General features: G+C 61.2%; 25 protein-coding genes. 16 read left to right on the top strand and 9 right to left on the bottom strand.

Annotation, left to right across the window (positions count from 1 at the left end; all coding sequences use genetic code 11):
- The first annotated feature begins 130 nt into the window (after positions 1–130).
- Positions 131–2,419: a 5-methyltetrahydropteroyltriglutamate--homocysteine S-methyltransferase gene (gene metE / locus ODQ19_RS19470; protein WP_330210973.1), complete on the top strand. Its 2,289-nt coding sequence runs from the start codon at positions 131–133 to the stop codon at positions 2,417–2,419.
- 131 nt (positions 2,420–2,550) lie between these two features.
- On the opposite strand, the gene ODQ19_RS19465 is transcribed toward metE, so the two are convergent.
- Positions 2,551–3,705 (bottom strand): DUF1624 domain-containing protein, encoded by a 1,155-nt coding sequence (locus ODQ19_RS19465; RefSeq protein ID WP_330210972.1) that lies wholly within the window; start codon positions 3,703–3,705, stop codon positions 2,551–2,553.
- 62 nt (positions 3,706–3,767) lie between these two features.
- Here ODQ19_RS19465 and ODQ19_RS19460 point away from each other — a divergent pair, with 62 nt between their 5' ends.
- Positions 3,768–4,310, top strand: coding sequence for a DUF924 family protein (locus ODQ19_RS19460; protein ID WP_116667303.1), 543 nt, complete (start codon positions 3,768–3,770; stop codon positions 4,308–4,310).
- On the opposite strand, the gene ODQ19_RS19455 is transcribed toward ODQ19_RS19460, so the two are convergent.
- Positions 4,307–5,737: a hypothetical protein gene (locus tag ODQ19_RS19455; protein ID WP_330210971.1), complete on the bottom strand. Its 1,431-nt coding sequence runs from the start codon at positions 5,735–5,737 to the stop codon at positions 4,307–4,309. The genes ODQ19_RS19460 and ODQ19_RS19455 overlap by 4 nt on opposite strands.
- Before the next feature lie 146 nt (positions 5,738–5,883).
- On the opposite strand from ODQ19_RS19455, the gene yfcF reads away from it, so the two are divergent.
- Entirely contained in the window at positions 5,884–6,516 is a 633-nt protein-coding gene (yfcF, locus tag ODQ19_RS19450; protein ID WP_330210970.1) for a glutathione transferase, read from the top strand.
- Here yfcF and ODQ19_RS19445 read toward each other — a convergent pair.
- Positions 6,475–6,759: a hypothetical protein gene (locus ODQ19_RS19445; protein WP_116667306.1), complete on the bottom strand. Its 285-nt coding sequence runs from the start codon at positions 6,757–6,759 to the stop codon at positions 6,475–6,477. The genes yfcF and ODQ19_RS19445 overlap by 42 nt on opposite strands.
- A 138-nt stretch (positions 6,760–6,897) precedes the next feature.
- On the opposite strand from ODQ19_RS19445, the gene ODQ19_RS19440 reads away from it, so the two are divergent.
- Entirely contained in the window at positions 6,898–7,542 is a 645-nt protein-coding gene (locus ODQ19_RS19440; protein ID WP_330210969.1) for an ATPase, read from the top strand.
- A 46-nt stretch (positions 7,543–7,588) separates the two neighbouring features.
- Positions 7,589–7,930, top strand: coding sequence for a hypothetical protein (locus tag ODQ19_RS19435; protein WP_116667308.1), 342 nt, complete (start codon positions 7,589–7,591; stop codon positions 7,928–7,930).
- Positions 7,931–8,102: 172 nt separating this feature from the next.
- Here ODQ19_RS19435 and ODQ19_RS19430 read toward each other — a convergent pair whose 3' ends face one another.
- Entirely contained in the window at positions 8,103–8,849 is a 747-nt protein-coding gene (locus ODQ19_RS19430; RefSeq protein WP_044274105.1) for a creatininase family protein, read from the bottom strand.
- A gap of 30 nt (positions 8,850–8,879) precedes the next feature.
- The gene (locus ODQ19_RS19425; RefSeq protein ID WP_116667309.1) at positions 8,880–9,608 is read right to left on the bottom strand and encodes a murein L,D-transpeptidase catalytic domain family protein; all 729 of its coding nucleotides are present in this window, start codon (positions 9,606–9,608) and stop codon (positions 8,880–8,882) included.
- Between the two features lie 39 nt (positions 9,609–9,647).
- Between ODQ19_RS19425 and ODQ19_RS19420 the strand changes: the two genes are divergently transcribed.
- A complete protein-coding gene (locus tag ODQ19_RS19420; protein ID WP_330210968.1) occupies positions 9,648–11,249 on the top strand; it encodes a L,D-transpeptidase family protein in 1,602 nt (533 codons plus the stop codon).
- A gap of 123 nt (positions 11,250–11,372) precedes the next feature.
- On the opposite strand, the gene ODQ19_RS19415 is transcribed toward ODQ19_RS19420, so the two are convergent.
- Together ODQ19_RS19415 and ODQ19_RS19410 are read right to left on the bottom strand one after the other, a co-directional pair.
- On the bottom strand, positions 11,373–12,764 hold the full coding sequence (locus ODQ19_RS19415) for a sensor histidine kinase (RefSeq protein ID WP_330210967.1): 1,392 nt from the start codon (positions 12,762–12,764) through the stop codon (positions 11,373–11,375).
- Positions 12,742–13,425: a response regulator transcription factor gene (locus ODQ19_RS19410; RefSeq protein WP_003191687.1), complete on the bottom strand. Its 684-nt coding sequence runs from the start codon at positions 13,423–13,425 to the stop codon at positions 12,742–12,744. The genes ODQ19_RS19415 and ODQ19_RS19410 overlap by 23 nt, the downstream gene beginning before the upstream one ends.
- A gap of 375 nt (positions 13,426–13,800) precedes the next feature.
- Between ODQ19_RS19410 and ODQ19_RS19405 the strand changes: the two genes are divergently transcribed.
- Positions 13,801–14,706 (top strand): hypothetical protein, encoded by a 906-nt coding sequence (locus ODQ19_RS19405; RefSeq protein ID WP_014718774.1) that lies wholly within the window; start codon positions 13,801–13,803, stop codon positions 14,704–14,706.
- Between the two features lie 229 nt (positions 14,707–14,935).
- On the opposite strand, the gene ODQ19_RS19400 is transcribed toward ODQ19_RS19405, so the two are convergent.
- The gene (locus ODQ19_RS19400) at positions 14,936–15,844 is read right to left on the bottom strand and encodes a MurR/RpiR family transcriptional regulator (protein WP_005787722.1); all 909 of its coding nucleotides are present in this window, start codon (positions 15,842–15,844) and stop codon (positions 14,936–14,938) included.
- An 82-nt stretch (positions 15,845–15,926) separates the two neighbouring features.
- Positions 15,927–16,130, bottom strand: coding sequence for a hypothetical protein (locus ODQ19_RS19395; RefSeq protein ID WP_133298311.1), 204 nt, complete (start codon positions 16,128–16,130; stop codon positions 15,927–15,929).
- On the opposite strand from ODQ19_RS19395, the gene ODQ19_RS19390 reads away from it, so the two are divergent.
- The 9 genes from ODQ19_RS19390 (at position 16,129) to ODQ19_RS19345 (ending at position 26,321) form a co-directional block, all read left to right on the top strand.
- The gene (locus ODQ19_RS19390; RefSeq protein ID WP_330210966.1) at positions 16,129–18,066 is read left to right on the top strand and encodes a bifunctional 5-dehydro-2-deoxygluconokinase/5-dehydro-2-deoxyphosphogluconate aldolase; all 1,938 of its coding nucleotides are present in this window, start codon (positions 16,129–16,131) and stop codon (positions 18,064–18,066) included. The genes ODQ19_RS19395 and ODQ19_RS19390 overlap by 2 nt on opposite strands.
- A gap of 149 nt (positions 18,067–18,215) precedes the next feature.
- On the top strand, positions 18,216–19,103 hold the full coding sequence (gene iolE / locus ODQ19_RS19380; RefSeq protein ID WP_330210965.1) for a myo-inosose-2 dehydratase: 888 nt from the start codon (positions 18,216–18,218) through the stop codon (positions 19,101–19,103).
- 3 nt (positions 19,104–19,106) lie between these two features.
- Positions 19,107–19,895, top strand: coding sequence for a 5-deoxy-glucuronate isomerase (gene iolB, locus ODQ19_RS19375; protein WP_330210964.1), 789 nt, complete (start codon positions 19,107–19,109; stop codon positions 19,893–19,895).
- Positions 19,896–19,921: 26 nt separating this feature from the next.
- Complete coding sequence (locus tag ODQ19_RS19370) at positions 19,922–20,743, top strand: TIM barrel protein (RefSeq protein WP_330210963.1); 822 nt, start codon at positions 19,922–19,924, stop codon at positions 20,741–20,743.
- A gap of 148 nt (positions 20,744–20,891) precedes the next feature.
- A complete protein-coding gene (gene iolD, locus ODQ19_RS19365; protein ID WP_330210962.1) occupies positions 20,892–22,823 on the top strand; it encodes a 3D-(3,5/4)-trihydroxycyclohexane-1,2-dione acylhydrolase (decyclizing) in 1,932 nt (643 codons plus the stop codon).
- Between the two features lie 19 nt (positions 22,824–22,842).
- Complete coding sequence (locus ODQ19_RS19360; RefSeq protein WP_330210961.1) at positions 22,843–23,853, top strand: Gfo/Idh/MocA family protein; 1,011 nt, start codon at positions 22,843–22,845, stop codon at positions 23,851–23,853.
- Positions 23,854–24,003: 150 nt separating this feature from the next.
- Positions 24,004–25,032 (top strand): Gfo/Idh/MocA family protein, encoded by a 1,029-nt coding sequence (locus tag ODQ19_RS19355; RefSeq protein ID WP_330210960.1) that lies wholly within the window; start codon positions 24,004–24,006, stop codon positions 25,030–25,032.
- A gap of 126 nt (positions 25,033–25,158) precedes the next feature.
- Positions 25,159–25,335: a hypothetical protein gene (locus ODQ19_RS19350; protein ID WP_003191673.1), complete on the top strand. Its 177-nt coding sequence runs from the start codon at positions 25,159–25,161 to the stop codon at positions 25,333–25,335.
- A 50-nt stretch (positions 25,336–25,385) separates the two neighbouring features.
- A complete protein-coding gene (locus ODQ19_RS19345; RefSeq protein WP_116665694.1) occupies positions 25,386–26,321 on the top strand; it encodes a sugar ABC transporter substrate-binding protein in 936 nt (311 codons plus the stop codon).
- Positions 26,322–26,336 lie beyond the last annotated feature (15 nt).

Genomic DNA, 26,336 nt, shown 5'->3' with positions numbered 1-26,336 from the left:
AGCGCCGCTAATATCATGCCCACCTAAACATGAGTAAATCTTGTGATGATCTAGAACAAAATGAGTTTGTCTCAAGACGTGCCTCTGCCGACAATGACCGCCATCAATCACACCATCGGAGTTGCAAGTCATGGCAGTCGCTCATTCTCTCGGGTTTCCACGCATTGGACGCGATCGTGAACTGAAAAAAGCGCAGGAAGCGTTCTGGAAGGGTGAGCTCGACGAAGCCGGCCTGCGCGCCGTTGGCCGTGACTTGCGCAGCACCCACTGGGCGCTGCAACAGCAAGCTGGCATCGAACTGCTGCCGGTCGGTGATTTCGCCTGGTACGACCAGGTGCTGACCCACTCGTTGATGTTCGGCGTGGTCCCTGAGCGGTTTCGCCCGGCAGATGGCCAGGCCACGTTGCACACCTTGTTCGCCATGGCCCGTGGCGTCAGTGACAGCTGCTGCGGCGGTGCCCATGCCCAGGAGATGACTAAGTGGTTCGACACCAACTATCACTACCTGGTGCCGGAGTTCAGCGTCGATCAGCAATTTCACCTGGCGTGGGACCAACTCTTCGAAGAGGTCCAGGAAGCCCTCGACCTGGGGCACAGCGTCAAGCCGGTGGTGATCGGCCCGTTGACCTACTTGTGGCTGGGCAAGGCCAAGGGCGCTGACTTCGACAAGCTCGACCTGCTCGAGCGCCTGCTGCCGTTGTATGGACAAGTCTTCCAGCGCCTGGCCGAATTGGGCGTGGAGTGGGTGCAGATCGACGAGCCGATCCTGGCGCTCGATCTGCCCCAGGACTGGAAGAACGCTTTTGAGCGTGCCTATAACCTGATCCAGCGCGACCCGCTGAAAAAATTGGTGGCCACTTACTTCGGCGGCCTGGAAGAAAACCTCGGCCTGGCCGCCAACTTGCCGGTGGACGGCCTGCATATTGACCTGGTGCGTGCGCCGGACCAATACCCGACCATCCTCGATCGCCTGCCAGCGTACAAGGTGCTGTCCCTGGGCGTGGTCAACGGCCGTAACGTGTGGCGTTGCGACCTGGAAAAAGCCCTGGCCACCTTGCAGCATGCCCATGAGAAGCTGGGCGATCGCCTGTGGGTCGCGCCGTCGTGCTCGCTGCTGCACAGCCCGGTGGACCTTGAGCGGGAAGACCAGTTGGATGCCGAACTGAAAAGCTGGCTGGCCTTCGCCGTGCAAAAGTGCGCGGAAGTGGCGCTACTGGCCAAGGCGGTTGACCAGCCGTCAGCACCTGACGTGCTCGCCGTCCTGGCCGAAAGCCGCGCCGTGCAGGTGGCTCGTGCTGCGTCGTCACGTATCCATAAACCCGCTGTTCAGGCCCGTGTCGACGCCATCACTGCGCAGGACAGCCAGCGTCAGTCGCCGTTTGCCCAGCGCATCGAAAAACAGCGGGCCGGGCTTAACCTGCCGCTGTTCCCGACCACCACCATCGGCTCGTTCCCACAGACCGCGTCGATCCGCCTGGCGCGCCAGTCGTATAAGGCTGGCAAGTTGAGCGAAGCCGAATACATCGAAGCCATGCACAGTGAGATCAAGCACGCTGTCGAGGTGCAGGAAAACCTCGGTCTGGACGTGCTGGTGCACGGTGAAGCCGAGCGTAACGACATGGTCGAGTACTTCGCCGAACAATTGGATGGCTACGTGTTTACCCGGTTCGGTTGGGTGCAGAGTTACGGTTCGCGCTGCGTGAAACCTGCGGTGATTGTCGGTGACCTGAGTCGTCCCAAAGCCATGACCGTGGAATGGATTCGCTATGCTCAAGGCCTCACCGACAAAGTGATGAAGGGCATGCTCACAGGCCCGGTAACCATGCTGATGTGGTCGTTCCCACGGGAAGACCTGAGCCGCGAAATGCAGGCCCGGCAACTGGCCCTGGCGATTCGTGACGAAGTGGTGGACCTGGAAGCGGCCGGCATCAAGATCGTGCAGATCGACGAAGCCGCCTTTCGTGAAGGCTTGCCGTTGCGCCAGGCGCAGTGGCAGCACTACCTGGACTGGGCTACCGAAGTGTTCCGCCTGTGCGCCAGTGGCGTGGGCGATGAAACCCAGATCCACACCCACATGTGCTACAGCGAGTTCAACGATGTGATCGAGTCCATCGCCGCCATGGATGCCGACGTGATCACCATCGAAACCTCACGCTCGGACATGGAACTGCTCGACGCGTTCGAAGCCTTCGCCTACCCGAATGAGATCGGCCCGGGGGTCTACGACATCCACTCCCCACGGGTGCCGGATGCCTCGGAAATGGCCAACTTGCTGCGCAAGGCCGCCAAGCGGATTCCGGCAGAGCGCTTATGGGTGAACCCCGATTGCGGCTTGAAGACGCGGGGCTGGCCGGAGACCGAGGCGGCGCTCATTCATATGGTCACCGCCGCTCGCCAACTGCGTGCTGAACTGGCCTGATTTCTGAGCCCGGCGCGGTTAAAAACTGTGGGAGCGGGCTTGCTCGCGAATGCGGTCTTTCAGTCACAGCAGCAGTGGCTGACACACCGCCTTCGCGAGCAAGCCCGCTCCCACAGTTTGCCTGCATCAGGTCAGAGGTATTTAAGCCACGCCAGGTCCCGCCGCCGTGCTTTCAGGCCGGCGAACCAACGTACCGGCAAGTACAGGGCAATCGGCAACAGCAGCGCTGCCAGCCACACCGCACCGATACCGTCGAAGCCAAAGTAATTGCCATGGTTGAGGCCAAACAACGCAACGCAGGCGACATAGAGGATTTTCAACACGTACAGGTGCAACAGATAAAAGAACATCGGCGCCGCGCCGAACACCGCCAGCACGCCGATCCAGCGCTTATGGCCGGCGCGTTCAAACGCCAGCAGCAACAGCAAGCCAACCCCCAGGGTCAACGCCAGGAACAACAGCGAAGGCGGGTACTTGGTGATGTTGAAAAAACTCATCAGCGTCAGCATGCTGCTGTCATACACCTGCCAAGGCTGCTCACCATAGCCGTTGAGCGCTCGCAACAACCCAAAGCCCACCAACGCGCCCACCCCCGCGACCAGTAAATAACGCTGACGCACAGCCGGCAGCGTGGCATTGGCAAACCATGGCCCGAGGCCGTAACCCAGGGCAATCACACCGATCCATGGCAGCACCGGGTAAGTGGTGCGCAGCCGCAGGTTTTCAGAGAGTTCAATCCAGTTGCGTTCATGCAAGATCGTCCACGGCACATGCAACATCGAACCTGCTGCGAAGTGCAGCCCATCGAGCAGGTTGTGCCCGGCGATAATCACCAACGCCAACCCGATCAGCCAGGCACGCGGTAGCCAAACCAAAGCGGCAAGGGCGATCATGCTGATGCCAATGGCCCAGATTACTTGCATATAGATCACGCTGGGCGGCAGTTGGAAGGTCCACGCGAAGTTGACCAGGGTGAATTCCAGCACCACCAGGAACAGCCCGCGCTTGAACAAGAATGCCGACACGTCGCGACGACCCTGATATTTCTGGCCGTACAGCCAAGCCGACAATCCGGTGAGCAGCACAAATACTGGCGCACACAAGTGAGCCAGGGTGCGGCTGAAAAACAACGCAGGCTCGGTGCTGTCTATGCTCATGGGGTCGCTGACCTGGCGGTGCAGCAAGAAGGTTTCACGCACGTGGTCCAGCAACATGAACAGGATCACCAGGCCGCGCAGGGCATCGATGGACAGCAGGCGTTTGCGTAAAGTCATAGCGTCAGTCATAAGTTAAGGATCACACGCAGGCAAAATATTGACGTTATTCTATAACATTAAGCGAGGCGCTGATGACAAGCATGACCCCACAATCGGTAATCGCGTTCTGGAAACAGGCGGGGCCCAAGCGTTGGTTCGCCAAGGACGAGGGGTTCGATAGGGACTTTCGCGATAGATTTAACGCGGCTCATATGCAGGCTGCACGGCGTGAACTCGAAGATTGGTTGAGCACGGCGCACGGGGCGCTGGCGTTATTGATCCTGCTGGACCAGTACCCGCGCAACGCCTTTCGCGGCACGGCCCATATGTTCGCCACCGACCCGCTGGCGCGGTTGTATGCGCGAAAGATGGTGGACGCGGGGCTGGATCAACAGGTTGAACCTCAATTGCGTGCGTTCTGCTATTTGCCTTTTGAACATTCGGAAGACCCGCAGGACCAGCAACGCTCCCTGGCCCTGAACCAGCAGCTGGATGCCAGCACCTTTCACTGGGCCAAGGAGCATGCCGATATCATTGAGCGGTTCGGGCGGTTTCCGCATCGCAATGGGGTGTTGGGCAGGACGAGCACCGACGAAGAACGCGCCTTCCTCAACGCCGGTGGCTTCGCCGGTTAGGCGTGCTCTGGCGCCAGGCTTCGCTGGGCGCCAACACGGCGAAACCGCCGCACCCCCTTAAGGTCAATCGCCCAACGCAACGCTTCGGTCGCCGAAGGACGCGGGCCCTGGTTGATCGCCTGTTCATCCTTGCCCAGTGCACTGAGGTAACCCTGTGTACCGCCGCGTTCGCTCCAATAGTGAGTGTGGCTCAACCAGGATTTGGCCAGCCAGCCTTTGCCGTTGCCCACGGTCACCGGCAAGTCCAGCACGCCGCCGCCCATTACCGGCTTGACCGGGCCGCCGACGATGTCGCCAAACAGGCCGAAGGGGGCAGGGAAGTACAGGTTGGTCCAGCGCGTGACGGCAAAGGCTGCGGCGTGGTGCAGGTAGTGCGGGGTGAAGGGCTTTTGGCCGAGCATCAGCGGTTGGCGAGCGTTGTAGCCGTAGCCTTGGGTGTCTTCGGTAGGCGGGCAGGCCGGGGCTTCGCGGCGTTCCATGCGCTGCTGGAAGTCGCTGACGCTGCGGCCCAGCAACAGGCTGGCGTGGGCCATTGGGCTGCCGACCGTGACCAGGTCGGTGATGCGCCAGGGGTTGCCCAGGCCGCGCTGTTCGGCAAAAGCTTCGGTCTGTTGCTGACGAAAATTCAACAGGCTGCTCAGGCTACCGTCCAGCAAGGCGCCGGCGGCGGGCAGGGCATCCTTGACCACCGGTTGCAGCGGTTCGCGGTTGGCATAACGGGCCGCCAGCTCACGGTTGCTGGGGGTCAGTTGGTCGTGGTATTCATGCCAGAGGTAGCCAACGATGTCATAGGCGATCACGCTGCCGAGGCTGTGACCCACGACGATGATGCGCTCGTAGTCGCCCTGGTTGTGCAGGGCACGCAGCAGGTCGACACCATCAGCACGGATCTGCTCGCGGACCCTCACGTTCTGCGGGTTGGGGCTGAGGTAGCGTGCGGCGTCTCCCAGGTACGCCAGCGCCGAATAGCGCAGCCCCAGTCCCATCGCCGCGAGCAGCAGGGGGATCAGCGCGAAAGGGTTGTCGTGGGCGGGCAATTGGCCCCAGGCCGTGGCCAATGTACCGCTGGCAACCAGCAGCAATAACACCAGCACCGTCCAGCGCGTGCTGCGCCAGATCGGCACGATAGCGTCGGGAATGTCGCGACGCGGGCGCTTGAAGATGTCCCACAGCCAGCCCAGCAGATGGCCGAACTTGGTGCCCTGCATCTTGTGGGCCCAGTAGTACTCATAGAAATCCGTCGAGGTGCGGCCCGAGGACTTCAGTACGCGCAGGTCGAAGTTGCGCGACAGCCGATCCGGCTTGCTCCAGTACCGAGGTGTGCCATCGGGGGTGTCCGTAGGGATCATCGCTTCGACAAAGCCGCGCAAGGTGTCCATTGGGCGCTGTTCGCCGATGCCGTGGATAACCACAACTGCTTGTTTCATGTGCTGTTCCTTCCTTGAAAATCAGCGGTAGCCATAATATTGCCACTAGCCGCGCTATTCCCGCCAGGAATGCCCCCATAAAAACCCTGCATTGTCTTTATCGGCCCGGATCTCGTAGCGTGATGCCTCACCCCAGGAGATTGCCCATGAGCCAAGGTCCGCTGCACCTCTACGTTGATTCGCTGTTCACCAGCCCCTATGCCATGTCGGTATTTGTCGCCTTGCGCGAAAAAGGCCTGGCGTTCGAGACCCTCACCCTGGACCTCGATGCCGGGCAAAACCAGGCGGCAGATTTCGCCCGACGCTCCCTGACCCAGCGAGTGCCGACCCTGGTAGACGGTGATTTTGCCTTGTCAGAGTCTTCGGCCATCACCGAGTACCTGGACCAGGCCTACCCCGAGACCAGCGTGTACCCGGCGGATGTGCAGCAGCGGGCGAGGGCGCGACAGGTTCAGGCGTGGCTGCGCAGCGACCTGCTACCGATTCGCCAGGAGCGCTCGACGCTGGTGGTGTTCTGTGGGCAGAAGAGGCCGCCGTTGTCCGCAGACGCTCAAGCCGCCGCGACCAAGTTGATCAGCGCGGCGCAAGCGTTGCTGGCGGATAACCGCGAGTACCTGTGCGGCCAGTGGTCGATTGCCGATGTGGACCTGGCGGTGATGCTCAATCGCCTGATCCTCAACGGTGACGCCGTACCCACGCAGCTGGTGGCCTACGCGCAACGCCAGTGGCAGCGGCCGTCAGTGCGGGAGTGGGTCGAGCTGCGACGGCCCGCGCTCTAGCTCTGCCTGCTGGACGACACGCCGGTCGAGGTCTTCCCAATCAGCCATGCCCAGCACGCGCATGGTGTTCAAACCGCGCAAGTAGCCGCGCAGTTGCTCGGCGCTGGCGCTGCCTTTTGCGGCGTCGGCGTTTGAGTCCAGCAGCACGGTTTCGTACTCGACCAGGTAGTCGGCGACCCGCTCGCGAAACTCTGGCAGTACTGCCTCGCGGATACGATCGAAGATTTTCTGGTAGGGCTTCATGGCGGGGTCCTTATAGATTTTATGGGCGGCCTGACACTATCGGTTCAAATGATAGTCACCATCAAGGATCACAAGTTCTGTTTTTTCGCCAAACGCGCAGAATCGGCACATCGAGACGCAGCCCAAGGAAAATGCGCGATGAGGACGATTATCCAGTTGGCTTTGATGGCCCTGATGCTGGGCACCGCGGTCATGACCACCCCGGCGATGGCCGATGAAGTGCGTGCAGGCCATTTGCTGCCGCTGGTGGGTAGCGTAGACTCCCTGCAGCGTGCCCAGTCGGTGGGGGTGTTGTTCAGTGAAAACACCCGCGACAACCTCAGCTACCTTGAACGCTACCACGCCATGGCGCTGAACGGCGCCAAGGATGCGCTGGATGGGCGGATTCGCGAGGCGTTCGTCAACAGCTCCGACCCGGAACTGGCGATCGACTGGTTGATGCACTCGTTGCAGGGCACTTTTCTCTCGGTGACGGTCTATAGCAGCCTGGATACCCTGGTGCAGGCGCACCCGGATGTGGTGGTGGTGCTCGATACCCATAACCAATTGCTCACCCAGCGTAATGACCGGGTCGAGGCACGCTTTGTCGCACGCTTCTATGACGCGAACCTGCAGTTTATCGCCAAGGCCGAAGGCTCGGTGGACAAGCACGTGCCGTCAGTGTGGATGCACGACAAGGCAGCGCCGGAGATTGCTGCACTGATCGAGCAACAACGCGATGTACAGCAAGATGCCCTGAAGCAGTTCGATGCGTCGCTCAAGGCCCTGGTTCGCGCAGGTTGACCCGCGAATGGTTGTGAACCCTATTTGGTTATTTTCAGGAATGTTTATGCGCTCTTTCTTCGCCCCGGCCCTGGCTTGTGCTTCGTTGCTGCTGACCGGTTGTATCACGGCGCCCAATGCTCCATCGCTGACCCTGCAAACCAACAAGACCCCCGACGGCTATGTGCAATGCGTATTGCCCAAGCTGGAAAAGCACGGCATCACCTCGACCGTCTCCCAGAACTCGCGCCACGCCAAGGTGCTGTTGACCAGCAAGATTGCTGCCGATGATGTGCTGGAGGCCTACAAGTCCCAGGACGGCACCAAGGTGTTCCTGTATGAGCGCAAGCCGTTGGCTTCGGCGATCAAGCCATCGCGGCTCGAGCAGGCCGCCCAGGATTGCAAATAAACCCAGGCACAACGCAAACCCAAATGTGGGCGGGGGCAACCTCTGACACCCTGTAGGAGCGAGCTTGCTCGCGAAAAACTCATAGGCGCCGCGTTTATTCAGGGAGCGCGCGTTATCGTTGACGTCTTTCGCGAGCAAGCTCGCTCCTACAGGGTAGTGGCGCCCATCTGGATCAGGGCTTGGCTTCGTTGCTGAAGCTGTCGACAGTCTTGACCAATCCCTGCGCCGCCAACGCCACCAACTCACCGCCTTTCTCCACAGTGGCCAACGCCGGGTCCGAGCCCATGCGGCCGTCAGGGAAGCGCGCACGGAAGTCCAGGGCTTCACGGATCGGGCCAGTGTTGGCGATTTGCGGTGAGTACTCGGCAGACTTGATCGAGTCCGGATACGCCCACTGCGTCACGGCAATTTCCGATGGTGTGGCGTGGCTGCCATGCCCGACCGGGAATTGACGCTGGGCCAGGTCAGTGACGCCTTCCAGGTCCCACCAATTCACCAGTTTCAGCGCAAACCCGGCCGGGCGGCGGGCGAAGCTGGCTTCGGCGTACAGCTCGGAGAACGCCGCTTCAATCGTTGCGATGTTGCCGCCGTGGCCGTTCAGGAAGAGGATCTTTTCGAAGCCATGCCCGGCCAGCGAGCGCACCCAGTCGCCGATCGCAGCGATAAAGGTGGAAGGGCGCAGGGAGATGGTGCCGGGAAAACCCAGGTGGTGTTGGGCCATGCCGATATTGAAGGTCGGGCCGACCAGGATGTCGGCGTGCTTCTGGGCATGGTGGGCGATGATCTCCGGGCACATCCAGTCAGTGCCCAGCAGGCCGGTGGGGCCATGTTGCTCGTTGGAACCGATGGGAATCACCACCGTGCGGCTGCGTTCCAGGAACTGCCCGATTTCGATCCAGGTGGAGGTGTGTAGAAGCATGCGACGCTCTCTTTTATCAGTGGGGACAGGCTATCCGCCACGGATTGTACGACTACTCGCCACCTGTTGGGGTTTGCAATTGAGGTAGGTCGATGACTTCAGCCAGCGCTGGTCGGGGTACCACGAAAACATGAACTGCCCGTCCTTGAGCTTGTCCACCACTTGGCGGGCAACTTGCGGGCGCACGGCCGGGCAACCCTGGCTGCGGCCGATGCGGCCTTCGCGCTTGCTCCACAAGGGGCTGACGTAGTCGGCGGCATGAATCACGATGGCGCGGTCGCGGGCCAGGTCATTGAAGCCGGGCTCCAAACCGTCCATGCGCAGCGAGTAGCCATGGGCGCCCAGGTAGCTTTCCTGGGTGCGGAACAACCCCAGGCTCGACTGGTGGCTGCCTTCGAGATTGGAGAACTGGGTGGCGAAGTTTTCCCCGGACTTGGCACCGTGGGCCACCAGGTCGCGCAAGACCAGGGTCTTTTTGCGCAGGTCGAAGATCCACAGGCGACGGGCGGTCGAGGGCTGGGAGTAGTCAATAACCGCAAGGCGATCGGAACGTTCCTCGCCGTTATTGACCGCGCACTGCACGGCGCTCAGGGCGCTTTTCAGCACGGTGGGATTGAGTTCTGGAGCCGAGCGCGCCAGGCTGCTATATAGGGAAGGAGAGGTGCCATTGGCGGCGAGCGCAACATTGCTCAATAAAGCCAGGCACCCAGTGATCAAACCCAGGCTGGTTAGCCTACGCCTGCGTATAAAAGTCAGCATCTACAGTCGAGTCCCCGCTGTGGAGTGGAGCTAAGTCAATTGTTCAAAAAACACGCATGTTACTTGAGCATTTGCCTGCTCGTTGCACCATTGGTCGCTACAGCCGAAACGCTGCCGGTGGAACCGCTGCCCGTCACCACCCCTGCACCGGTCGCGCTGGCGCCGTTGCAACAGGCATTGGCGCAGTTGACCAGTGTCTGCCCGCACCTTGCTCCGCGTATCGATGCTGCCACGTTGGCGCGCCTGCAAGCCTTTTACCAGCAGCAGGGCGATGCCCCGCTATGGTCGGCTGACGAACGCCGGCAAGCCTTGCAAAGCCAGTTGCTGATGCTTGCCGACGATGGCCTGGACCCTTCCCACTATAGCTTGCCTGCGGCGGATGCCACGGCCAACGTGCTGTGCAGCGATATCGCCAACAGCCAGCAATACCTGCAAGCCCTGCAGGATTTGCACTACGGGCGCCTGCAGCAATCGCGCTTTGAGCCCCTCTGGCATTCCCAGCCACCCAGTGGCGATTCGAATACCGAGGTGCTGGCGTTCGCCGCCACCGGCCTGCGAGACATGGCCCAAGCCTTCGATCAGGCCCGGCCCAGCGCCGATTTGTACCGCAGCCTGCGCAATGCCTATGCCGGCGTGCGCCAGCAACCGCTGCCCCATTGGGACCCGGTCGCCGATGGTGCGTTGTTGCGCCCGGGGATGAACGACCCCCGCGTGCCGGAACTGGCGCGGCGCCTGCACAGCGGTGGCTACCTGGCCCAGTTGCCCAGCGGTAACGGCAAGCAATACCAGGGCGAACTGGTCAAGGCGGTGAAAGCCTTCCAGCTCCGCCACTCGTTGCAGGCCGACGGTGTGATCGGCGCCGGCACCGTGGCCGAACTCAATATCAGCCCGGCGATGCGTCGTGAACAACTGCGCATCAACCTGGAGCGCTTCCGCTGGCTGGCCCAGGACTTGGAGCCTGAAGGCGTCGTGGTCAATGTGGCCGCCGCGCAACTGAGCGTGTACCAGAGCGGCATCCCGGTGTGGCAAACCCGCCTGCAAGTAGGCCGTGCCGAACGCCAGACGCCGTTGCTCAAGTCGCGCATCACCCGCCTGACCCTCAACCCCACCTGGACCATCCCGCCGACCATCATGCGTGAGGACAAGCTGCCCGCCATCCGTCTCAACCCTGAATACCTGCGCCAGCAAAACCTGCAAGTGCTCGACGCCGAAGGTCACCCATTGACCGCCGACCAGGTCGACTGGGCACGTCCCGGCAATATCCTGCTGCGCCAGCAGGCCGGCCCGCGTAACCCGCTGGGCAAAATTGTGATGCGCTTTCCCAACCCGTATTCCGTATATCTGCACGACACCCCCAGCCAACCCTTGTTCACCAAGGGGCCACGGGCGTTCAGTTCGGGATGCGTGCGGGTCGAGCAACCGTTGTTATTGCGCGACCTGCTGGTGACGCCCGCCGAACGCACCCGCACCGACGAGCTACTGGCGACAGGCGAAACCCATGAGTTCAGGCTGGCCACGCCGGTACCGGTGCTGTTGGGGTATTGGACGGTAGAAGTGGATCGCCAGGGCGAGCTGGTGTACGCACCGGATATTTATGCGCGTGACCCGGTGTTGATCAAGGCCATGGGCAGCGTGTTATAGCGTCAGATGGTTTGATACGAATGTAGAAGCGAGCTTGCTCGCGAAAAACGCCAACGATAACGCGTGCTTCCTGAATGAACGCGGTGTCTGTGAGTTTTTCGCGAGCAAGCTCGCTTCTACGTTCTATTCCGGCATCAATTGCTGGCGGCATTCCAGCACCAGCCGGGCGCCGCCCAACTCACTGGTGCCCACCTCCAGCTTGAAACCGTGCAGATTGATGATCGCCGCCACAATCGACAGGCCCAGCCCAAAGCCGCCTTGCTGATCACTTTCATCGACCCGATAGAAACGCTGGAACACCGACGCGCGCTCGGCAGCCGGAATGCCTGGCCCGGAGTCGAGCACTTCGATGCGCGTACTGCCCAGGTCGTTGACTGCCCGCAGGATCACCTTGCCCTTGGGCGGGGTGAACTTGATCGAATTACTCAGCAGGTTGGCCAGGGCTTCGAATAGCAGCGCACGGTCACCGGTAATCCACGGCAGTGAATCAGGCGCTTGTAACACCAGCTCCAGTTCGCCTTCTTCGGCCAGAGGCAGATAGAAATCATGCAGTTCGCGCAGCAACGGCAGCGGGTCCAGTACCAGGAAGCCGGAGCGGCGCTGGTGGTCTTCCAGTTCTGAGATGCGCAGCAGCCCGCGAAAGCGCGCCATCAACGTGTCGGTTTCGGCGATGGCGTCATCGAGTTTTACCGCGTGGGCCGAGTTTTCCTCGGCTTGTTGCTTGATGCGGTAAAGCTGGGCGCGCAAGCGGGTGAGCGGGGTGCGCAGGTCGTGGGCGATGTTGTCGCACACGCCCTTGACCTCGTTCATCAGTTTTTCGATGCGGTCGAGCATCGCATTGACGATGGCGGCGAGCATGTCCAGCTCGTCGCGCCGGTTGGACAGCGGCAGGCGGTGCGTGAGGTCACCGGCGACGATGGCCTCGGCGCTGGCCTGGATCCCGCGAATGCGCCGCAACGGGCGACGGCGCAGCAAGTGCCAGCCGGCAGCGCCAGGAATGATGGTCAAGGACAGCGCCCACAACAGGGCGTGCCAGATAATCCGTGTTACCCCGAACAACGAGCCGTTGGCGCGCACCAACACCAGCCAGCGGCCGTCTTCGGTGTGGGTGGCCACGGCGTCGCAGCTGTCCTTGGGCAGTTTGGGGTCATCGGATTGCACGCAATTGGTCAGGGCGTGGATTTTGCCATCCAGCGGCAAGTCGGGTGGCACGGCGCGGATCGGCCCGCTCAAGGGGCGAAACTGCTCGTCAAACAGGCCATAGGCGTCTACGCCCTTCATGTCGAAGGTCATGCTGGTGGTAAGCGCCTCCACCAACTCTTCGCCGTCGAAACGCTGGAACAGGTGCTGGCGCTGCAGCAGGGAATGGCGCGACAAATCGCTGAGGTAGCCCGACACCTCGTAGTACAGCACCCCCATGAGGATGCAACTCCACGCCACGAACAACGAACTGTACAGCGCCAGCAAGCGGCTGCTGGAAGAGCGCCAGCCTTTAGAGGGGTTCAGCAATGACATAACCCGAGCCTCGTACCGTGCGGATCAGCGGCGTGAGGCCCGGTGGGTCGATTTTCTTGCGCAAACGGCCAATGTGTACGTCGATCAGGTTGGTGCCGGGGTCGAAGTGATAGCCCCAGACTTCCTCGAAAATCATCATCCGCGACAGGATCTGTCCGGTGTTGCGCATCAGGAATTCGAGCAGTTTGTATTCAGTGGGCAGCAGGGTCAGCGGCTGATCGGCCCGGCTGGCTTCGCGGCTGATCAGGTTCAGTTCCAGGTCGGCCACGCGCAGGGCGGTTTCGAATTCCTGGACCGTACTTTTACGCCGCAGCAGCACCTCGACACGGGCGGCCATTTCATCCGAGGCGAACGGCTTGGTCAGATAGTCATCGCCGCCGGCACGCAGGCCGCGTACGCGCTCGTCGACATCGGAGAGGGCGCTGATCATCAGGATCGGCGTGGACACCCCAATGGTGCGCAACGTGGTCACGATGGCCAGGCCATCCAGTTCGGGCAGCATGCGGTCGAGGGTGATCAGGTCGTAATCACCACTCACGGCACGGACCAGGCCCTCGCGGCCGTTGTCCACCCAATCTACGTCCAGTCCATGGCTACTCAGCTCGGCGACAATCTCGCGGGCCGTTACGGCGTCATCCTCGATGGTCAAAATGCGGGTCATAGGATTACCTGGTGAGCGTTCACACTAGAAGTGGCGACATTTTGCCAAGAAGTTGCTGAATGTTTCCTAAATAAAACTTCATCTTCCTGAAACTAACACCGCAGTGTGGGAGCTGGCTTGCCTGCGATGGCGGCTTACCCGCTGGCATATTCACTGCCTGTCATGCCGCTATCGCAGGCAAGCCAGCTCCCACAGGGGAGTGCATTACGCCCGCCTGATATCGTCGTTTATTGCAACCTGCATGATCTGGTTAAGTTCAATTTAAATAACCTATTGAAATTAAAGAGTTTTATTTTTTGTGGCGACTGGCACGCTGCCTGCACTGTCCGTTTTGAGACTTGTAACATCATTTTTCGTGCCTGGAGCAAAACAACAATGATCACATCCTCATCCACGCTGCAAGAATCAAGCACGCTCTCCGGGGTTTCCTGGGGGGCGATTTTCGCCGGTGCCGCTGCGGCGGCCGCCTTGTCATTGATCCTGGTGTTGCTGGGCTTCGGCCTGGGCTTTTCGGCGGTGTCGCCTTGGGCTGACAGCGGTATCAGCGCCAAGGGCCTTGGCATTTCCACGATTGTCTGGCTGGCGTTCACCCAGATTGTTGCTTCTGGCCTTGGCGGTTACATCGCCGGTCGTTTGAGGGTGAAGTGGGCCAATATGCACGGCGACGAGGTGTACTTTCGCGACACCGCCCATGGCTTCCTGGCGTGGGCAGTGGCCACATTGATCACGGCGATGCTGGTGGTCGGCTCGGTCAGCAGTGTGGTCAGCGGCGGCGTGAAAGCTGGCGCCAGCGTGGCATCGGGCGCCGCCAGCGGCCTCACCCAAGCTGCGGGCAGCGCGGCAAAGGGGGCCGACAGTGGTGACTTCGGTTATTACGTGGACAGCCTGTTCCGCGATGATCGCCCTGCGGCGGTCAGCGATGATGCAGCCCACGCCGTGGTCGGTCGCATCCTGACGCGTACGTTGAGCAACGATGGCCAACTGGCAGCGGAAGATCGCGCCTACCTGGCCCAACTGATCAGCCAGCGCACCAACCTGAGCCAGGCCGATGCCGAAGCCCGTATCGACAAGGTGTATGGCGATGCGCGCAAAGCCGTCGAAGACGCCAAGCTCAAAGCCAAGCAAGCCGCTGAAACCGCGGCGAAAGTAGCGGCCTACACATCCCTGTGGACATTCGTGGCCCTGCTCATCGGTGCGTTCTTCGCCAGCTTCGCCGCTACCTTTGGCGGTCGCCGCCGGGATGCCGTGGTGTACGTCGAAACCGAAAACTACGTTCGTTAATTCAAGGCCCATTCATTTAAGGAAAACATCATGCGCTCATTACTGCTGTGGTTCCTCGGCGTGCCGATTCCGGTGATCATCCTGATCGCAATTTTCATGCACTAATTGTAGGAGCGAGCTTGCTCGCGAAGAACTGCTGGGCGCCGCGTTCATTCAAAATGGCCGCGGCGTTCTTGCGTTTTTCGCGAGCAAGCTCGCTCCTACAAGGGCAGGGGTAGGGCAAGCCCCGTCAGTCGTCGAACCCGACCTGCTCATGAATTTCATCCACCTTCAATTCCAACCGATACGCCACAGCAATGAACAACGCCTGGCACAGGCACAGCGTGGCGCTCAGCGAACGGAAAGCAAACGAGGAACCTTCATTGACCAACAGCACCGCGTTCGCCCGCTTGGCCAGGGGCGACAGGTTGCTGTCGGTGATGATCAGGGTCTTGGCCTGGTGATGCTGCGCGATGCGCAGGCAGTGCTGGGTCTCTTTGCCGTAGGGCGTAAAACTGATCGCAATCACCAGGTCATTGGCGCGCACGCTGCGCATCTGCTCGCGATAACTGCCGCCTAGCCCCGAGATCAGGTGGATGCGCTTGTTGGTGTGCTGCAGGTTGTAGACCAGGTAGTCGGCCACCGCAAACGAGCGGCGCACACCGACCACGTAGATGTTGTCGGCATTGACCACCAGGTCCACGGCTTTCTCGAAGGCAGCGTCGTCCAACTCCAGCCCCAGACGTTCGATGCCCGACAGGGTGGCGTTGACGCATTCGCGCGCCAGGTCGCCGCCGCTGGCCTTCTGGGACTTGTTGGCGATCATGCTGCGGATGCGCTGTTGGTAGTTCTGTACCGGCGTGGTCTTGTGGGTATACGCCTCGCGAAACAGTGCCTGCATCTCACTGAACCCGCTGAAGCCGAAACGTTGGGAGAACCGCACGATGGCCGAGGGGTGCACTTCGCATTCCCGGGCGATGTCGCTGATGCGGTCGACCATGATCCGGTCGCTCTGCTGGCTCATGTAGCTGGCGATGCGCTTGAGCTGGCGCGGCAGGCTCTCGTATTCGTCGGTGATCAGCTGCAACAGGCGTTCGGCATTGATCGGAGGGCTGGCGACAGTTTCTTCCAGGGTGGTCTCGGGATCGGTGCGGGACATGGGCAATCCTTCTGGCGTGTTCGTCTGATGCGCTGATAGGTGGCGCAAGTCTACAGGGTAGGCGCAAAAAAATACCCCGGCATCACGGCCCGCGTGGCTTGCTGAAACGATGCATGGGCGCTGGCGTGTCGCTATCCTGAGGTATTGGAAAAAATATTCCACTAAAAATAATTATGGAATAAATATTGATTGCTGCCACCGGACGTTCTAGTCTGCTCCCACCAAGAGCGTTTGCCGTCGCCACGGCGGCACAACGCAGGCTGATAAAAATAACAGGAGCCAGCATGGGCCAGACTCGTTTTGCCAGTGGGCGTCAATTGGATCTGATTTGCCTCGGGCGCCTGGGCGTCGATCTCTATGCGCAGCAAGTCGGTGCGCGGCTTGAGGATGTGTCCAGCTTCGCCAAGTACCTCGGCGGTTCTTCCGCCAATATCGCTTTCGGCACGGCCAGGCTTGGGCTCAAGTCGGCGATGCTGAGCCGGGTGGGCGATGACCACATGGGGCGTTTCCTGGTGGAATCCCTGGCCCGCGAAGGCTGTGATGTCAGCGGCATCAAGGTCGACCCGGAGCGCCTCACCGCCCTGGTGCTGCTGGGCCTCAAGGACCGCGAAACCTTCCCCCTGGTGTTCTACCGCGAAAACTGCGCCGACATGGCCCTGCGCGCAGAAGACATCAGCGAAGCCTTTATTGCCTCGAGCAAGGCGCTGTTGATCACCGGTACGCATTTCTCCACCGACGGCGTGTACAAGGCCAGCCTGCAGGCCCTGGATTACGCGGCCAAGCACAACGTCAAGCGCGTGCTGGACATCGACTACCGCCCCGTGTTGTGGGGCCTGGCCGGCAAGGCCGATGGCGAAACCCGTTTCGTCGCCGACCAGAATGTCAGCCAGCATGTGCAGAAGATCCTGCCGCGTTTCGACCTGATCGTCGGCACCGAAGAGGAATTCCTGATTGCCGGCGGCAGTGAAGACCTGCTCACGGCCCTGCGCGCCGTGCGTGAACTGACCCCGGCCACCCTGGTGGTCAAGCTCGGCCCCCAGGGCTGCACGGTGATCCACGGCGCAATCCCGGCGCGCCTGGAGGACGGGGCCATCTATCCTGGTGTGCGGGTTGAAGTGCTCAACGTGTTGGGCGCAGGCGATGCCTTTATGTCGGGCTTTCTCAGCGGCTGGATCAATGACGCCAGCGATGAGCGTTGCAGCCAGTTGGCCAATGCCTGTGGCGGCCTGGTGGTGTCGCGCCACGCCTGTGCGCCAGCGATGCCGACACTCGCCGAACTCGATTACCTGTTCAACAGCCCCGTGCCCATCACCCGGCCGGACCAGGACGTGACCCTGCAACGGCTGCACCGTGTCACGGTGCCGCGCAAGGCCTGGAAGCAACTGTTCGTGTTTGCCTTCGACCACCGCTGGCAATTGGTGGAGCTGGCGCAAAAAGGCGGCCAGGCCCCTGAGCGTATCAGCGACATCAAGCAGTTGTTTATCCAGGCCATCGAACGCGTGGAGCGCAAACTCAGCGAGCAGGGCGTCGAGGCCGATGTGGGCCTGCTCGCCGACCAACGCTTTGGCCAGGATGCACTCAACGCCGCCAGCGGTCGCGGCTGGTGGATCGCCCGCCCGGTGGAAGTACAGAACTCGCGGCCCCTGGCGTTCGAGCACGGGCGCTCGATTGGTAGCAACCTGATTGCCTGGCCCCAGGAACACATCATCAAGTGCCTGGTGCAATTTCATCCTGATGACGAGCCGATGCTGCGCCTGGAACAGGAAGCGCAACTCAAGGCGGTGTACGAGGCGTCGCTGGTCAGTGGCCACGAACTGCTGCTGGAAGTCATCCCGCCCAAAGATCACCCGTCCATCTACCCGGACGTGCTCTACCGCAGCCTCAAGCGCCTCTACAACCTGGGCATTTACCCGGCCTGGTGGAAGATCGAAACCCAGTCGGCCGAAGACTGGAAAAAGCTCGACGACCTGATCCAGGAACGCGACCCCTACTGCCGTGGCGTGGTGTTGCTGGGCCTGAATGCTTCCCCCGAGTTTCTCGCCGATGGTTTCAAGCAGGCCAGCCAGAGCAGCACCTGCCGTGGGTTTGCCGTGGGCCGCACGATCTTCCACGAGCCGAGCCGGGCGTGGATGGCGGGGGAGATTGATGATGAAACGCTGATCCAGCAGGTGCAGCAGACCTTCGAACAGCTCATCAATGCCTGGCTCAGCGCCCGAACCTGATGCATGACCGATACCTGTAGGAGCAAGCTTGCTCGCGAAGATCGTTAACGATTACACGGGCATTCTGGCGAAACGCGCTGCCCTTGCGTTTTTCGCGAGCAAGCTCGCTCCTACAGTTGAGAAGCGACTTGAATAATAAAGGTGCAGCCATGCCCGCAATCCGAATTGGCATCAACCCGATCTCCTGGAGCAACGACGACCTCCCGGCCCTCGGCGGTGAGACCCCGCTGAGCACGGCCCTGAGCGAAGGCAAGGACATCGGCTACGAAGGTTTTGAACTCAACGGCAAATTCCCCAAGGATGCCAAGGGCGTCGGCGACGTGCTGCGCCCCTATGACCTAGCCCTCGTCTCCGGCTGGTACTCCAGCCGCCTGGCTCGTCGTTCGGTGGCCGAGGAAATCGAGGCTATTGCCGGGCATGTCGAACTGCTCAAACAAAACGGCGCCAACGTACTGGTGTACGGCGAAGTCGCCGACTCGATCCAGGGCTCGCGTATCCGCCTCATCGAGCGCCCGCGTTTTCACAGTGAACAGGCCTGGCAGGCTTACGCCGACAAGCTTACCGAGCTGGCGCGCTTCACCTTGTCCCAGGGCGTGCGCCTGGCCTATCACCACCACATGGGCGCGTACGTCGAGTCCCCCGACGACATCGATCAGTTGATGAAACGCACGGGCCCGGAAGTCGGCCTGCTGTTCGATTCGGGCCACTGCTACATGGGCGGCGGCGAACCCCTCGACGTGCTGCGCAAGCATATCGACCGCGTCTGCCATGTGCATTTCAAGGACGTACGCAAACCCGTGGTGCAACTGGCGCGCAACCAGATGTGGAGCTTCCCGGACTGCATCGTCAACGGCACCTTCACCGTGCCCGGCGATGGTGATATCGACTTCGCGCCGTTGCTGGATGTGTTGCTCGCGGCGAACTACAAGGGCTGGCTGGTGGTGGAAGCCGAGCAGGACCCGGCCGTGGCGCCCAGCTATATCTACGCGAAGAAGGGTTACGACACCCTGCGTGCGCTTCTCAACCAGAGGACTTGAGTGATGAGCTTGTTGGTCAAAAGCAGCAAACGCGGGCAAACCATGGTTGCCCTGGAGGCGGGTCGCCTGGAGTACGTAGGCTTTGCCGCCTACCGCCTGAGCCTGGGCGAAACCCTGCCGGTCAGCGCCGGTGATCAGGAACTGTGCCTGGTGCTGCTCAGCGGTCGGGTGAATATCGAAGGTGAAGGTTTCAATTGGCAGAACCTGGGTGATCGCCAGTCGGTGTTCGAAGACAAATCACCGTTCGCCGCCTATTTGCCGCCGGGCACCGACGCCCAGGTCACGTCCCTGAGCGATGTGCAGATCGCCGTCTGCGCAGCGCCGGGTGCCACGGGTTTTGCCCCGCGCTTGATCCGCCCCGAGCAGTGCAAGCGCAGTGTGCGCGGCAAAGGCGCCAATACCCGCTACGTGTGCGACATCCTGCCCGACAGCGAGCCGGCCCATTCGCTGCTGGTGGTGGAAGTACGCACGCCGTCCGGGCATTCCTCCAGCTACCCGCCGCACAAGCACGACACCGACGACCTGCCGCACCAGAGCTTTCTGGAAGAGACCTACTACCATCAGGTCAACCCGCCCCAGGGCTTCGTGTTCCAGCGCGTGTACACCGACGATCGCAGCATCGACCAGGCCATGGCGGTGGAAAACAGTGACCTGGTGGTGGTGCCCAAGGGGTATCACCCGGTCAGTGTGCCGTATGGCTACGAGTCTTATTACCTGAACGTGATGGCCGGCCCCAAACGTGCCTGGCATTTCCATAACGACCCGCAGCACAGCTGGCTGCTGGACCTGTAAACGGTGTTGCACGGAGAACAAAAACAATGAAGTCGCCGCTACGTTTTGCCCTTAACCGCATGGTCGCCCCCAACCTGTCCTTGCCGGATTTCATCCAGTTGGCGGCGGCTCTCAACTGCGAGGCCATTGAGATCCGCAACGACCTCAAGAACCGTGAAATCGAATACGGCACACCCGCCAGCCGCGTGCGTGAGTTGTGCGCAGCGCAAGGCATCAAAGTGCTGTCGATCAACGCGCTGTACCCCTTTGATGTGTGGAACGACGAACGTCGTGCCCAGGCAATCGAACTGGCCACCTACGCCCATGAGTGCGGGGCCCAGGGCCTGGTGATGTGCCCGTTCAATCAGCCTGGCGATACGCGCAACGACGCGCAGCGCGCTGCCGGTTTGCGCACGGCGTTGAGCGAACTGGCGTTGATCCTGCGCGAGTACGGCATTCTCGGTTTCATCGAACCTCTGGGCTTCACCGTATCCGCCCTGCGCCGCAAGCGCGTGGCAGTGGATGCAATCAAGGCCATCGGTGGCCTCGATGTGTTTCGTGTGGTGCACGACACCTTTCACCATCACCTGGCCGGCGAGCATGAGTTCTTCCCGGAACTGACCGGGCTGGTGCATATCTCCGGGGTGGAAGACCGCGAGGCGCCGCTGGACTCGATCCGCGACGGCCACCGCGTGCTGGTGGGCGAGGACGATATCCTCGGGAATGCGGCGCAGATCGACACCTTGCTGAGCACCGGCTACAGCGGCTATTTGTCGTTCGAGCCGTTTGCCGAAAGCGTGCATGGGTTGGCGGACATCCGGCAGGCATTGGGCAGCAGCATGGCGTACTTGCAAAAGCCCCTGCCATAACGCGATCAAAATGTGGGAGCTGGCTTGCCTGCGATAGCGGTCTATCAGTTGCACATGTATTGCCTGACATACCGCTATCGCAGGCAAGCCAGCTCCCACACTGGATCGGTGTTGAACACTTCAATTGCAGTCACACAAGGTGCAAGTAATGACCACAACACGATTGACCATGGCCCAGGCCCTGGTGAAGTTCCTGGATAACCAATACATCGAAGTCGACGGCGTACAGAGCAAGTTTGTCGCCGGGGTGTTCACTATTTTCGGGCATGGCAATGTGTTGGGCCTCGGCCAGGCCCTGGAGCAGGACAGCGGCGACCTGGTGGTGCATCAGGGCCGCAATGAGCAAGGCATGGCCCACGCTGCCATTGGGTTCGCCAAGCAGCACCTGCGCCGCAAGATCTATGCGTGCACGGCCTCGGTCGGGCCGGGCGCGGCGAATATGCTCACCGCCGCAGCCACCGCCACCGCCAACCGCATCCCGTTGCTGTTGCTGCCGGGCGATGTCTATGCCAGCCGCCAGCCCGACCCGGTGCTGCAGCAGATCGAGCAATTCCACGACCTGAGCATCAGCACCAACGACGCCTTCCGCTCCGTGAGCAAGTACTGGGACCGCATCAACCGCCCCGAGCAACTGATGACCGCGGCGATCCATGCCATGCGCGTGCTGACCGACCCGGCCGAAACCGGCGCGGTGACCCTGGCCTTGCCCCAGGATGTACAAGCCGAAGCCTGGGACTACCCCGACTATTTCCTGCAAAAACGCGTGCACCGCATCGACCGACGCCCGGCCACCAGCGCCATGATCGGCGACGCGCTGGCGGCGTTTCGCGGCAAGCGCAAGCCGCTGATCATTTGCGGTGGCGGGGTCAAATACTCCGGCGCCAACCAAGCACTGCAAGCCTTTGCCGAGCGTTTCGATATTCCTTTCGCGGAAACCCAGGCGGGCAAGAGCGCCGTGGTTTCCAGCCATCCGCTTAACGTCGGCGGCATCGGCGAGACCGGCTGCCTGGCGGCCAACCTGCTGGCGCCCGAGGCGGACTTGATCATCGGTATCGGCACCCGTTATACCGACTTCACCACTTCGTCAAAATCGCTGTTCAAGCACCCCGAGGTAAGGTTTCTCAACCTCAATATCAGCCCCTGCGATGCGTTGAAGCTGGACGGCGTGCAGGTGCTGGCCGATGCAAAAGTCGCCCTTGAAGCACTGGCCAATGCCCTGGGCGATTACCGTTCGGGCTGGGGCGAGCAGATCACCGACGCCAAGGCGCAACTCGACGCCGAAGTCGACCGCGTGCATCAGGTGCACTACCAGGGCGATGAGTTTGTCCCCGAAGTCGACGACCACCTGGACCGTGCCGTGCTGCGGGAATTCATTGAGCTGACCGGTTCGTGCCTGACCCAAAGCGCTGTGCTTGGCGTGCTCAATGCACGCCTGGCCGATGACGCAATCATCGTGGCTGCCGCCGGCAGCCTGCCCGGCGATTTGCAGCGTGCCTGGCGCAGCAAGGGCGTCAACACCTACCACGTCGAGTATGGCTATTCATGCATGGGCTACGAGATCAACGCCGCCTTGGGCGTGAAGCTGGCCGAGCCGAGCAAGGAGGTGTACGCCCTGGTCGGCGATGGCTCCTACATGATGCTGCACTCGGAGCTGGCCACCTCGATCCAGGAGCGCCGCAAGATCAATGTGGTGCTGTTGGACAACATGGCGTTCGGTTGCATCAACAACCTGCAAATCGGCAATGGCATGGACAGCTTCGGCACCGAGTTCCGCTACCGCAACCCCGAGAGCGGCAAGCTCGACGGGGGCCTGGTGCCGGTGGACTTCGCCATGAGTGCGGCGGCTTATGGCTGCAAGACCTACAAGGTCAGCACGCTGGAGCAGTTGGAAGCGGCGTTGGCCGATGCGCGCACGCAAACCGTCTCCACGCTGATCGATATCAAGGTGCTGCCCAAGACCATGATCCACGGCTACCTGTCGTGGTGGCGGGTGGGGGTGGCGCAAGTGTCCACCAGTGATCGCACGAATGCAGCGGCAAAAAAACTCAATGAACACCTGGCCAAGGCCCGGCAGTACTAACAACAAGAGGAGTGTTTGCATGTCTTTGAAGCTTGGAGTGATTGGTACGGGCGCCATTGGCCGGGACCATATTCGTCGTTGCAGCCAGGCCTTGCTTAACAGCCAGGTGGTGGCCGTCACCGACATCAACCTTGACCAGGCGGCCCAAGTGGTGGCGGATTTGAAGCTGGACGCCGAGGTGTACCCGGACGGCCATGCGTTGATCAACTCGCCAGAGGTCGAAGCGGTACTGGTGACGTCCTGGGGGCCGAGCCACGAAGAATTTGTGCTGGCCGCGATTGCCGCCGGCAAACCGGTGTTCTGTGAGAAACCCCTGGCGGTGACGGCCGAGGGCTGCCGCAACATTGTCGAGGCCGAGGTAGCCCACGGTAAGCGCCTGGTCCAGGTGGGCTTCATGCGCCCTTATGATCAAGGTTACCGCGCCCTCAAGGCGGTGATCGACAGCGGCCAGATTGGCGAGCCGTTAATGCTGCACTGCGCGCACCGTAACCCCACGGTGGGCGAAAACTACAACACCGGCATGGCGATCACCGACACCCTCATCCATGAGCTGGACGTGCTGCGTTGGCTGCTCAACGACGACTACGTGTCCGTGCAGGTGGTGTTCCCGCGCAAGACCAGCAAGGCGCTGGCGCACCTGCGCGACCCGCAGATCGTGCTGCTGGAAACTGCCAAAGGCACGCGTATTGACGTGGAAGTGTTTGTGAACTGCCAATACGGCTACGACATCCAGTGTGAAGTGGTGGGGGAGAGCGGTATCGCCAAGTTGCCGGAGCCATCTCAGGTGCAACTGCGCAGCGACGCGAAGCTGTCCAACGCGATCCTGATGGATTGGAAGGATAGGTTTATCGGTGCCTATGACGTGGAGTTGCAGGCGTTTATCGACAGCGTGCTGGCCGGGCAGGTCGGCGGGCCGTCGGCGTGGGATGGGTTTGCGGCGGCGGTGGCGGCCGATGCGTGCATTGAAGCCCAGGGCAGTGGGCAGATTGTGAAAGTCAGTCTGCCGGATCGCCCACACTTCTACGGCTAACTCACTGAAGAAATGTGGTTGACACTGTGTGAGCTGGCTTGCCTGCGATAGCGGTCTATCAGTGGCAGATTCAGTGCCTGACACACTGCTATCGCAGGCAAGCCAGCTCCCACAGTTGCTTGGGTTCCCAAACCAATTCTGGAGTTGAGCATGCGAATCGGACTAGTGGGCTACGGCCACGGCGGGCGCTTTTTTCATGCGCCGCTGATCGCCACCCTGCCTGGGGCCACCTTTGTCGGCGTGGTGACGCGTTCACCCGAACGTCGCCAGCAATTGAGTACTGATCTTCCAGGTGTCAAAGCCTTCGACTCCATCGGCCAGATCGTCGAAGCCGGCGTCGATGCCCTGGTGATTTCCACCACGCTCAAAGGTCGCCCGGCCCTGGTGCTGGAAGCCATCGAGCACGGGGTGGCGGTGGTCAGCGATAAACCCTTTGCCGCCAACGCCGAACAAGCCCAGGCCCTGATTACCGCGGCCGAGCGCCAGGGCTCGCTGCTCAGTGTTTATCAGAATCGGCGCTGGGATTCGGATTACCTGACCCTGCGCAAACTGATCGACGCCGGCGCCCTGGGCACCATCACCCGCTTTGAATCCCGCGTGGAGCGCTACAGCCCGCAAGCTGTGGGCAATGCCAGCGGTGGCGGATGGCTGCGCGACCTGGGCAGTCATTTGGTGGACCAGGCGCTGCAACTGTTCGGCCCGGTGGATCGGGTGTTCGCTCAATTGCACTACACCCCTGAACATCCCACCGTGGACCACGGCTTCTTTGTCTCCCTCACCCATGCCAACGGCGTGATCTCGCACCTGTGGGGCAACGCGTTGCAGAACAGCCAGGCGCCGCGATTTCGCGTCAGTGGCAGCCTGGGTTGCTACACCGTCGAAGGCCTGGATGGCCAGGAAGAAGCGCTGCTGGCCGGCAAGTCGCCGAAAACCGAGGGTGAACACTGGGGCGCTGAGGAGCACCGACGCTGGGGCTGGTTTGAACAAGGGCCGGAGCGTGAGCGGGTGCCGTCGGAGAAGGGCTGCTGGCCCCAATTCTATCGGCAGTTGCAAGCTGCCGTGGTGGGGCAGGGGCCGTTGCCGGTCAGTGCCTATGACGCCCTGGAAACCACCCGTATATTGGACGCCGCACGCCTGAGCGCTGAGCGTCAGCAGGTGGTTTCGACAGAAATAGAATAAAATTCTAAAACAGGTTGATATGGAAATTATTTTCTAATACAGTCTTTTCCAGGTTGCATAAAGTACGTCCCGGAAGCTACGGGCGACTCAACAAAAACAAGATCAAAAACAACCAGGTACCGTCAGATGAAAATCTTCAACGCTGTACTGCGAGTTTTACGCCCCCTCCAAGCGCCACGCGGACTGCCCCGCGCCCGGCCGTTCTACTTCTCCTTTCTGAATGTGCTGTGCGTCGAAAACCAGGGCGCACTGGTGTGCTGCATTCCAGGCGCGCCGGTGGTGCGACTGACAGCCGAGTCCTGATCAACGCAACGTCGAAAAAAAACCAACAAGAAAGTGGAGACAGACCGTTCATGAAGACCCCGATCCGTTTTACCGCCCTGGCCTTGTCCATGCTGCTGGCCAGTGGCGTGGCCGTCGCCGCCGATCTCAAGGTGGGCGTGACGATGTCCGCGTTCGATGACACCTTCCTCACCTACCTGCGCGAGGACATGGACAAACAAGCCAAGTCCTACCCAAAAGGCGATGGCGTGCAACTGCAGTTCGAAGATGCCCGCGCCGATGTGGTCAAGCAGTTGAGCCAGGTCGAGAACTTCATCAGCCAGAAGGTCGACGCGATTATCGTCAACCCCGTCGATACCGCGTCGACCAAGAACATCATCAGTGCCGCCACCAAGGCGGGGATCCCTCTGGTGTTCGTCAACCGCCGCCCCGACCAGAAGGACTTGCCCAAGGACGTGGTGGCCGTGACCTCCGATGACGTCGAGGCCGGTCGCCTGCAAATGCAGTACATCGCCGAAAAGCTCGGCGGCAAGGGCAAGATCGTGATTCTTTTGGGCGACCTGGCGAACAACTCCACCACCAACCGCACCAAGGGCGTGAAGGAAGTGCTGGCCAAGTACCCGGACATCAAGATCGAGCAGGAGCAAACCGGCATTTGGTTGCGTGACAGGGGCATGACCCTGGTCAACGACTGGCTGACCCAAGGCCGGGAGTTCAATGCGGTGCTGGCCAACAACGATGAGATGGCGATCGGTGCGTCCATGGCCCTGAGATCGGCCGGCAAGGAAAAAGGCAGCGTGTTGATTGCCGGTGTCGACGGCACGCCCGATGGCTTGAACGCGATCACCAAGGGCGACATGACCGTGTCGGCCTTCCAGGACGCCAAGGGCCAGGCGGTAGGTTCGGTGGAGGCAGCGCGCAAGATGGCCAAGAAGGAGCCGGTCGAGCAGAACGTGGTGATCCCGTTCCAGTTGATCACCCCGGACAACGTCAAAGACTTCAAGTAGCCCTGACACCACAAC

The organism is Pseudomonas sp. AM4(2022) (assembly GCF_036346515.1).
In the GTDB taxonomy this organism is placed as follows: Bacteria; Pseudomonadota; Gammaproteobacteria; order Pseudomonadales; family Pseudomonadaceae; genus Aquipseudomonas; species Aquipseudomonas paracarnis.
Note: the sequence above shows the minus strand (reverse complement) of the source record. Positions and strands in the feature narration are given on the sequence as shown.